At 37.9% G+C, this 8,637-nt stretch carries 10 protein-coding genes; 5 read left to right on the top strand and 5 right to left on the bottom strand.

Annotation, left to right across the window (positions count from 1 at the left end):
- Both Q1A31_RS12400 and Q1A31_RS12405 read right to left on the bottom strand, forming a co-directional pair.
- The gene (locus Q1A31_RS12400) at nucleotides 1-522 is read right to left on the bottom strand and encodes a DUF2799 domain-containing protein (protein WP_299876892.1); all 522 of its coding nucleotides are present in this window, start codon (nucleotides 520-522) and stop codon (nucleotides 1-3) included.
- Nucleotides 523-706: 184 nt separating this feature from the next.
- Entirely contained in the window at nucleotides 707-961 is a 255-nt protein-coding gene (locus Q1A31_RS12405; protein WP_299876895.1) for a hypothetical protein, read from the bottom strand.
- Nucleotides 962-1,158: 197 nt separating this feature from the next.
- Here Q1A31_RS12405 and hemP point away from each other — a divergent pair, with 197 nt between their 5' ends.
- The 4 genes from hemP (at nucleotide 1,159) to Q1A31_RS12420 (ending at nucleotide 3,310) form a co-directional block, all read left to right on the top strand.
- The gene (hemP, locus tag Q1A31_RS20995; protein WP_366943019.1) at nucleotides 1,159-1,281 is read left to right on the top strand and encodes a hemin uptake protein HemP; all 123 of its coding nucleotides are present in this window, start codon (nucleotides 1,159-1,161) and stop codon (nucleotides 1,279-1,281) included.
- 218 nt (nucleotides 1,282-1,499) lie between these two features.
- Nucleotides 1,500-1,814: a hypothetical protein gene (locus Q1A31_RS12410; RefSeq protein ID WP_299876898.1), complete on the top strand. Its 315-nt coding sequence runs from the start codon at nucleotides 1,500-1,502 to the stop codon at nucleotides 1,812-1,814.
- Nucleotides 1,815-1,952: 138 nt separating this feature from the next.
- Nucleotides 1,953-2,324 (top strand): TusE/DsrC/DsvC family sulfur relay protein, encoded by a 372-nt coding sequence (locus tag Q1A31_RS12415; RefSeq protein ID WP_299876901.1) that lies wholly within the window; start codon nucleotides 1,953-1,955, stop codon nucleotides 2,322-2,324.
- Between the two features lie 341 nt (nucleotides 2,325-2,665).
- Nucleotides 2,666-3,310, top strand: a complete 645-nt coding sequence (locus Q1A31_RS12420) for a hypothetical protein (protein ID WP_299876904.1) — start codon at nucleotides 2,666-2,668, stop codon at nucleotides 3,308-3,310.
- Nucleotides 3,311-3,330: 20 nt separating this feature from the next.
- Here Q1A31_RS12420 and Q1A31_RS12425 read toward each other — a convergent pair whose 3' ends face one another.
- The gene (locus Q1A31_RS12425) at nucleotides 3,331-4,038 is read right to left on the bottom strand and encodes a DUF4124 domain-containing protein (protein ID WP_299876907.1); all 708 of its coding nucleotides are present in this window, start codon (nucleotides 4,036-4,038) and stop codon (nucleotides 3,331-3,333) included.
- A gap of 184 nt (nucleotides 4,039-4,222) precedes the next feature.
- On the opposite strand from Q1A31_RS12425, the gene Q1A31_RS12430 reads away from it, so the two are divergent.
- Nucleotides 4,223-5,050, top strand: a complete 828-nt coding sequence (locus tag Q1A31_RS12430) for a hypothetical protein (protein WP_299876910.1) — start codon at nucleotides 4,223-4,225, stop codon at nucleotides 5,048-5,050.
- 113 nt (nucleotides 5,051-5,163) lie between these two features.
- Here the strand turns inward: Q1A31_RS12430 and Q1A31_RS12435 are convergent, their stop codons facing one another.
- Together Q1A31_RS12435 and Q1A31_RS12440 are read right to left on the bottom strand one after the other, a co-directional pair.
- The gene (locus tag Q1A31_RS12435; protein ID WP_299876913.1) at nucleotides 5,164-6,363 is read right to left on the bottom strand and encodes a cystathionine gamma-synthase family protein; all 1,200 of its coding nucleotides are present in this window, start codon (nucleotides 6,361-6,363) and stop codon (nucleotides 5,164-5,166) included.
- Between the two features lie 188 nt (nucleotides 6,364-6,551).
- Entirely contained in the window at nucleotides 6,552-8,450 is a 1,899-nt protein-coding gene (locus tag Q1A31_RS12440) for an isoprenylcysteine carboxylmethyltransferase family protein (protein ID WP_299876916.1), read from the bottom strand.
- Between the last annotated feature and the right edge of the window lie 187 nt (nucleotides 8,451-8,637).

Below are 8,637 nucleotides of genomic sequence, written 5' to 3' on the forward strand. Positions count from 1 at the left end.
CTAGTTTTTAGTGTTGTTGCTTCTGGTTTTATTTGGAGAGTGGCTATGATCCCCGCGATGATCATCACGACGATTGTCACGTCTATCATGATGATGGCGACGACGATGGTTATCCAGCCACAACTGTCGATCAAGCATTCTTTCTCTCAACTCTTCTAGTTCAAGGTAAATATCGCGACCTACTCGGTAGCCAGTGTAAAACGGTTGTTGTAATTCAGGAGCAGTACAAATGCCTCTGGGAATGTCGCCACTTCTGCCGAAATTTACACCATTTTCAAAGGTACAAAATACTCTTGAACCTGCACGATGCCCCGCCAGATACGCATTTTTATTCGGTACGACGCCCACTTTTGCACACGCTTTGGTATGCCCGGTAAGCCAAATTCCACGACCTTTTAAAGCATCGCTATATCCTTTATCGCGCCAGTTAGTGCCTTGGCAATCTTTAGGACTCATGGTGGCACAAGCGCTTAGTAAGCTTGAAATCAGAACAACAAATAAGGAGCGGGTAAACTTTTTCATATTATGTCCTCGGTGAGACCTTTACACGAAAGATATGACGTATAAAACTGGCTTAAATTTCCCAGATTTCCCCTGAAAATGCGATCAATAGCCCTGCTATTAATCTTATTTTTACGAAAAATTTGAGTAATTACAGTCATTTTTCTATCGCCATACTCTCGTGCAAAGGTCTCTTAATCTATAATTATCGAGATAGCCAGCTGACTAGATTAACTAAAACGGTCAAAACTATCGAGCCTATCAACATCGCTTTCCACGGGAAGAAAACTTTTACTCTGGGCTGATCATCATCTTGATGCTGCTCTATATTACGCCGGGCGTTTTCTTCGATCTTTTTCTGAAGTTTATCCGATGCATTGGGGAATATCAGGGGCAACGCATTCAGTAACACAGTGAGTATTACCGAGCCGACAATTGAGTAAAGGATAAAGTCATTCATATTATTTAGTTGGTAATCAAACAATTAAGTTCAGAAACGTGCTTCGAGCATAAAGCAATTAACAATTTTACAATGTTGAATGCAAAAAACGCTTGCAAACACAAATGAGAATCAATATCATTTAATCACGAATGACAGAAACAGAATAAATACTGATGCAAACATCAAAATCTCGTGAAATAAGTATAAAGGACATTATGCAAGGTGAAAAACAGGCCATTATCTTACACGCAGATAAGCGATATTCTTTAACAATTACTCGCCGAGGAAAGCTGATACTAACCTCCGCCGAAAACGCTAAGGAGACTGCGAGTAAATAGATTTATTCCTTAGTCGAAATTAACACAAAGTAGCGCACAAGGGGTGTGGTTCCTGCTCCCTTGTTTTTATCAAGCCAATACGATCCCTCCTCCTTCGTACTAGCCAGATCTTTTTAATTATTCTTAATGAATGTTTATGGCTCTCAATACCTAATTACTATTTATCGAGAGTCATAACAACCTAAGTAATAAAAGACTCACTAACAGAAGGTACGAATATGAATTTTTTAACCATGAATATCTACGTAAACGCCTGGTTGGATTGCCGCAATCCTTATATAGCCATCCACAACAAACATGATGGTGATTTGATGGCATTTTTTAATGCGAATAAAGTGAATCAGTTGATCGAAAGTGGTGAAGTTTCTGTAGAAGACTTTGAGTCCACAGATGAGAGCACTCGATTAGAATTGATTTCAACCTTACTAACCGTCAAGTTTGCCGATTCTATCAAAGACGAACTTAAGAAAAGAGGTCGCTCTTTAAAATCCAGAAAAGCCTCTCAACCAGCGAATGATTTAATGTGGATTTAACATTGCCTAACATTATGATTAACCCTTACAGCTTGACTCATTAATTAAAAAGTATTACTTTGTGGGTACTAATAAGTAAATCTTAGTACTCCGTAAGCTATACAAACTATAAAAATGAACTCTGAGGAGGGTCAAACTATGATGTTTACTGGTGTAACGATGGATGAAATGTTTCCAAAAGCATTACCCGTATTCAAGCCAGCATTGCCAGTGCTTAAAACTGATAAAGTCTATGCGAGCATAAACCTGAAAGCACATGAGCTTGGGCTAAACTTGAATGAACAGCAGTGGGAAGTGATTAATTTTGTGATGGATTTCTACGAAATCTGTGATGATTGTAAGAATGCAAGAAAGCTCGCAGACATCATGCAAGAAGAATATGCAGCGCAGGGTGGGCGTAAATACCTTTATCAACTATTTCCAAAAGGTCCAATAAATACGATTCATGAATTGGTTGATTTACCAAACCTTAGAAATGAAACAGATAAAAGTTTTGGAACGCGCTGGTAGCAAAATAGAAGCGAAAACTCGTAAATAATGTTTAATAGAAAATGGTCAGGATTTCCTGACCATTTTTGTTTCTGGAATACTTCTAAACTTTATAAACAACAGAAATGTGGATAAGGAAGTGAAGAGAAGAATAATAAAGACACCCCCCATCTTTTAGGCAGTTTTTCAAACGAGATAAATCCCAACACTTATTCTAAGTCTGTTTATAAATCCTCAAAACCCATTCAAACTGAATAATTCTTGTTGTTAATATAAAATAACTAGCTACTATAAAATAATCAAAAATATTACTAATGAATAAAATAACTATAAAATTCCTACTTACTTTATCCATAATCCTAATGGGTCAACATTCCCAGGCAGCTATTTATAAATGTAAAAATTCCAGTGGATCGATTGAGTATTTGGCCACTCCTTGCCCCAAAGGCACAGCAAAAAAAGATATATCAACACTACCAAAAAGCAAACAGCAGCAAGGTACAAGCAAGGCAAAAGTCTCTATGTATGAGATTAAAACCGTGTCTGATGGCATGAGTAATATTCTTCGTAATGGTTTTGCCAATGAAAATCTTAAGACATTAAAAGAAGATTATCTGAATAGGAAAAAAAGAAGTAATGCGTATAGGCTTACTGAAAAGAGTGCAGTTTGGGAGCAATATTTATGGGTAACTATCAATCCGAACTCAACTCGCGGAATTGAAATTGAATACAATGCACGCCGCAGCAAGCAAAAGGCAGCCAAGTTAAGCGAATTTGAATTAGCCCGAGCAGAGAAAGCGTTTGACCTGTCACTGATGGATGTAAATTTTCACGCAACCCGAATAGGTTTGAAAAATAAATCATCAAAAGTAAAAGCCTTAGGCGCCAAAGAAATAGAATGGAATTGGCTGGAAGATGGCTTCAAATGCGAAATGAACGCCACTATCGATAAAAAGAAGCGGTATAAAAACGCCTTAAACTACAAATGTAAATATCAAGGCGCTTAAAGCCAAAGGCTTGCTCAATCCTATTCGCTGTTGAGGATAGAAGCTTTGCTCTCCATCGCTTTTAATTCTCTGAGTTTTTTATTGTGCTTACTTATTCCTGAAGAGTTAGATTCGCATTTCGCCCATTCGATTGCTTCTTTATCATTGGTCCAGCCTTGAATATCTGGCTTCTCACCACAGCGGTTTTTAATCTCAGCGTATTCTTCACGTATTGCTTCTAGCTTTTCTTCGGTGTCTTTTCGCACAGTAAACAAACGTGCCGTTTCACGTTTTGACCAGCTATGGGCACATTCTAGATCTTCAAGGTTCTGCTCAGTTCGTTTTATAATGCCACTATTGTCGCCACTCATATTGGGATTGCTATCGAATTCATATTGTTCGTCAAAGAATTTTCTCAAACGTTTCTGTTGTCGTTGGATATCTTCTAACCAGTGTTTTTGTCGGTATTCCACATTCGCTAACTGGATCACCGGATCATCGCTGACAGGCAAGCTAATCTCACCGCAAAACGAACCATTTTTGGTTTTCTTAACACCTCTATTGACCTTGAATTTTTCTTTTCTAATTTCCACCTTTGGGGCTTTTTTGCCCTGTACCTTGGGTGGTGGTGTCTGACTAAAGTGCTTTTGACCGTTGCTATCAGTCCACTGATATATTTTAGCCTGGGCTGTAAAAGCTATGCTCATTAAGGATAAAAAGAGCAGAAGGGTAAGTGATGGTTTCATCATGATTATTCATTCGTTTGATATTTTTTGATTAGAGATCATAGTTCAAAAAAAACAATCCCAGCGATAATTCCGATTAACGTAACCCCATGATTTCCCGTTTATCTCTTGGCTTATCATTCCAGTTAAGCTTGCTATACAATGGATACCAATCGCCATATAAAAATTATAAAAACAAGGTTCGCCAATGAAAGCCATTCTAATCACCATCACTCTATCAGCGGTATTCTTATTTATCTTAAAAGCTAACGTGAGTGGCTCTGGTGATCAAGCAGCAATAGAAAAATCAGAAAGTCTTATTAAAACAGTAGAGATTAAATGTGCAGTTCCAGTTAATGGGATGATCCGTGGCGGACTGCCACCTTGTGATATGTTCCCTGATAAAAAATCCAATAAAAAGAAATATAAGCCACCTTACGTTGTCGATGATATTGCCTATAAAAATTACAACGACTTTAGTAATAAAATGATGATGCAGCAAAATGCACAACGTGACGCCTACGTAGAATATAAAAATCAATATCAGCAAGATTTAAATGAATATCATGAAACCCAGCATGAAATTGCTTATGCGAGTACACGCAAAAAAGTCGCTGAAAGAGATGCAAAAAACGCTGCTTATTTAGCTAAAAAAGAAGAAACTAAAATGCTGCGTAAGAAAGGGCAAAAAGCTAAATCCCGCGTGATGAAGTGTAAACGTTCTTCTGGAGAAACGTATTACTCGAATGATTGTTCTGGCAATAAAGCAGAGAAAGAACTCAGAATAGTAAAACTCCCAAAGCAAGACTATCAACAAAGATCAACGTATAGAGCCGATAAAGCAAATGAAGATAAACTAGCCAGTACTATTACCTATAAAGAACCTAAGGAAAAACAGTACTCAAGTAATGCAGAAAGAGAAAGAGCCACAAGAAAGTATTACGAAAAAATGTTTAATAATTCAGGATTTTCGAAAGCAGAAGTAAAGAGAAAAGTAGATAAGTATGTGAATGAAACGATGTCTTTATATAGATAGTAAATCACACCCCCCTACTTATAGGCCTTTTTTACAGATCTTTTGTTAAGAACTCTAAAAAAGCCGCTATAAGTAGGGGGGTGGATAAGCGTTTCAACAATAAACGAAACGCGTTATAGGTAACTCAAAGCCTGTTCCAAATCAGCCAGTAAATCTTCAACATCTTCAATACCCGTTGAATATCTAACCAAACCTTCAGGGATTCCAGCCGCCGCACGTTCTTCTGCAGTACATTCTACGTGACTAGTCGTTACTGGTGGGCCAACAACCGTTTCAACACAACCTAAGTTAGCAGCCATGTGCGCGTATTTCAGTTTAGGCAAAAAGATTTTGATTGCATCTAATCCGCCTTTAACAGAGAAGCTCAGCATGCCGCCGTAGCCCTTCATTTGTGCTTTGGCTACATCGTGATGCGGATGAGATTCAAGTCCCGGGTAGTTCACATGCTCAACTGCAGGGTGATCTTTTAACCAGGTTGCGATAGTCATTGCACTTTGGTTTTGACGCTGAACACGTAAGCTAAGCGTTTTCATACCACGAATAAAGCTATAAGCATCCATCGGTGAAAGCGTCGCGCCATTGATTTCGCGATAATGGTAAACCATCTTAATCAAATCTTTATTGCCACATGCAACGCCACCCAAAGCATCAGCATGCCCACCCAGGTATTTAGACGCAGAGTGCAAGACTAAATCGGCACCGAGTAGTAACGGGTTCTGATTGATAGGTGTAGCAAAGGTATTATCAACAACAACCAAAGCGCCGACCTTTTTAGCCGCAGCCGCTAATCGTTTGATGTCGATGATTTTTACCGTCGGATTAGTTGGCGTCTCCAGATATAGCATAGTGCAGCCTTTAGCCACTTCTGCTTCAATCTCTTCGTAATTGATCGTATCGCAAAGGGTTACATCGACATTCAGTGGCGGTAAAAACTCAGTGAATATTTTATTCGTTCCACCGTAACTGTCTTTGATAGAAACAACGCGATCGCCCGGGCGTAAAAAAGTCCCGAAGATATTACTAATAGCCGCCATGCCGCTAGAGAAACTGGTTGCAGCTTCTGCGCTTTCAAGCTCTTTGACTTTGTCTTCAAAAGCACGAACCGTAGGATTAGTATTGCGTGAATAGATATGCCCTGGCTCTTCTTCAAGCGCCACTTTGTGCCACGTATCGATATCTTTATAAGCGAAAGAAACACTGTGAACCACAGGGACCTGGGTAGAGCGTTCGTAAAGTTCGTGTTCTTGTTCGCCGCCCCAGATGCTAAGGGTAGATTGGCCGGGAGTGTGTTTGGATGTGGTTTTGTCAGTCATTGAAGCTCCTTTTTGTAGATGCAACTGATTGAGAAAAAGACGTATAAAAATACGAGTTAATTTCAAGGCAGCGCTTCGAGAGCCTTTATCTTGATGGGGTTCATCATACTGATGAATTTGAGATTGTAAAGGGTTTGAGATTTGAGTGGTTTTTTTCGTAGCTTGTGAATTTGGTCTTTTCTTCCGGCCTAATATATTCCTGGAATAAACTTCCAAGGTATTTGTTTTTTGTATTCAGAAAACTCAGGATTAGAACTAGTCATAAATTGATCTTCTCGTTCTGAACGTAACCAGTATTTCAATAGAAAAGCTGAAATAGCTATCCATTGTATTGGGCCAGACAAGGCTATGCTTGATAGCATAATAAACATCATTGCCTCTAGGAGATAACTGGGATGCCTAATGACAGAATAGAAGCCGTTTCGTACAACACCTTTATCAACTAAAACGCCAAACTTTCTTCCCATATTAAATATGGAAAGAGTATAGAGTAGATTTAATAACGCTTCAAAAATAAGAGTCAACCACATCCAACTATCTACGTTGTAGCTTGGTACGTTACCAGAACTTTGAGGAATAATTTGGTATAGAACACCACCTAATAATGGTCCATAACAAATAGCAGTAATAATCCAGCCTGTAAAAGTAAAATCAATATTTCGAATCTCTTTTCTGCTCCACAATATACTGACAACGGAGTAACTATATAATGCTAGACAAGTGGTAATCGTCAGTGACCAGAGGCTTAATCTAATTAATGAAAAAACAGATTGAGCGTCTACTACTTTCGTAGGTGTAGTGAGCATATGTTTAATTAATTCATACATATGGTCCCAAAACATTTTTGTATTAGCAAATTTTGGAAAAATATACTCTAACCAGCCAAAAAGCAATGGTGTAATCACGGCGGGTTGTGCAGGAAAATCAACCCAAGCGATATTGATCATAGCGCGAAGATTTGCGGTTACAACATTTCCCAGAGTATAAGCAAATGCCCAAAATACGAATAGATGTAATCCCCAAATAAGGAAAGGCCTTAAAGTTTTAGGACAGCCAAAAAACTTTTGTGGTTGATATTGTAAATGTTGCCAAATAGCATAAATGGGATTTTTTCTTTTGTAGAAGAATATGAAATAATAAATAACAGCAAGAATAACCTGACTAGGCACAATACCAATCGAAGGATAATGTGGTACTGTCACTGAGAGAATGTAGTAGTTGTAGACCCAGAATAGATGGCAAGCAACATACCAGATTAATTCGCCCACTACATAGCTAAATGGTAGGCCAAATAACAACAGCCAAATTGATCTCTGGTTGATGAAAATCTTATGGGTTATTTGGCGAACTTTTTTCGAAGTAGTTGGCCAAATATTTTTTCCGGACGGAAAAAAAGTAGTTAACCATAAACTAAAAACTATGATTAATACAAACCACTGAAAAGCTCGAATCAACGGATTATTGTTTAAATAAACGCCATTTGAATAGATGTAGATACTTGCTTGCAACCCAATTAAGTTTTGTGTTTCCATACCAGGTTCATACTGGATAACTTCTGCAGTTGATTCATTTTGACTCACATTAGTGATCTTTACATATGCTACTCTTTGTTGATCTTTATACAAATTAATTCGTTGGTTTTTTTGTATTTTGTGATTTGTGCCTAGATTTATTTTGATCAGGTTATCCGATTCAAATATTACGCTGCCTTGGTTGCCAACTGGGAATACGAAACTTGATGGAATAACTTTGGCTTTATATACACCATCTTTTAAAGCTACTATTTCAACTTCACCAATGGGTTTTTGAAACTCTGAATTAAATCGGTAAAATGCTAGCTTATCTCCAGCATCAGCTTGGTGAAGCCAAGTGTCTTTAAAAAAAACCCATTGTGCAGAATTTTCATTTTTGGTTTCAATTACAGTTTGATAGGGTGAACCGATTTTATTCAAAGGGTTAAGCAAAAGAATAAAAAAAGCCATTAACATAACAATTTCAAAACTTCTTCTTATCAAAAAATTTAGATTTTTTGCCGGAACTGATGGCTGCCTAGGGGGGGCTGTTATTTTAACACAATTGGAATCCATAATTAATTTGACAATAAAACTAAGTATATTGAAGGATATCTTATTTTCAGTAAAAACTATGGTACTTTTTTGAGGTATATTTGGATCTCAATAGGTGGCTTCTATTCAGTAATTCTATTACACATAAGAACCACGTCCTTAGGACGTGGAAGAGGTTCAAGGCTCTAGCCTCAAGAACCTACTCAGG

The organism is uncultured Cocleimonas sp., from assembly GCF_947495625.1.
Lineage (GTDB): Bacteria > Pseudomonadota > Gammaproteobacteria > Thiotrichales > Thiotrichaceae > Cocleimonas.

Excerpts from the sequence above, each read along its gene's own strand:
- Q1A31_RS12400 (WP_299876892.1), bottom strand. The coding sequence starts at position 522 with ATGAAAAAGTTTACCCGCTCCTTATTTGTTGTTCTGATTTCAAGCTTA.
- Q1A31_RS12405 (WP_299876895.1), bottom strand. The coding sequence starts at position 961 with ATGAATGACTTTATCCTTTACTCAATTGTCGGCTCGGTAATACTCACT.
- hemP (WP_366943019.1), top strand. The coding sequence starts at position 1,159 with ATGCAAGGTGAAAAACAGGCCATTATCTTACACGCAGATAAGCGATAT.
- Q1A31_RS12410 (WP_299876898.1), top strand. The coding sequence starts at position 1,500 with ATGAATTTTTTAACCATGAATATCTACGTAAACGCCTGGTTGGATTGC.
- Q1A31_RS12415 (WP_299876901.1), top strand. The coding sequence starts at position 1,953 with ATGATGTTTACTGGTGTAACGATGGATGAAATGTTTCCAAAAGCATTA.
- Q1A31_RS12420 (WP_299876904.1), top strand. The coding sequence starts at position 2,666 with ATGGGTCAACATTCCCAGGCAGCTATTTATAAATGTAAAAATTCCAGT.
- Q1A31_RS12425 (WP_299876907.1), bottom strand. The coding sequence starts at position 4,038 with ATGATGAAACCATCACTTACCCTTCTGCTCTTTTTATCCTTAATGAGC.
- Q1A31_RS12430 (WP_299876910.1), top strand. The coding sequence starts at position 4,223 with ATGAAAGCCATTCTAATCACCATCACTCTATCAGCGGTATTCTTATTT.
- Q1A31_RS12435 (WP_299876913.1), bottom strand. The coding sequence starts at position 6,363 with ATGACTGACAAAACCACATCCAAACACACTCCCGGCCAATCTACCCTT.
- Q1A31_RS12440 (WP_299876916.1), bottom strand. The coding sequence starts at position 8,450 with ATGGATTCCAATTGTGTTAAAATAACAGCCCCCCCTAGGCAGCCATCA.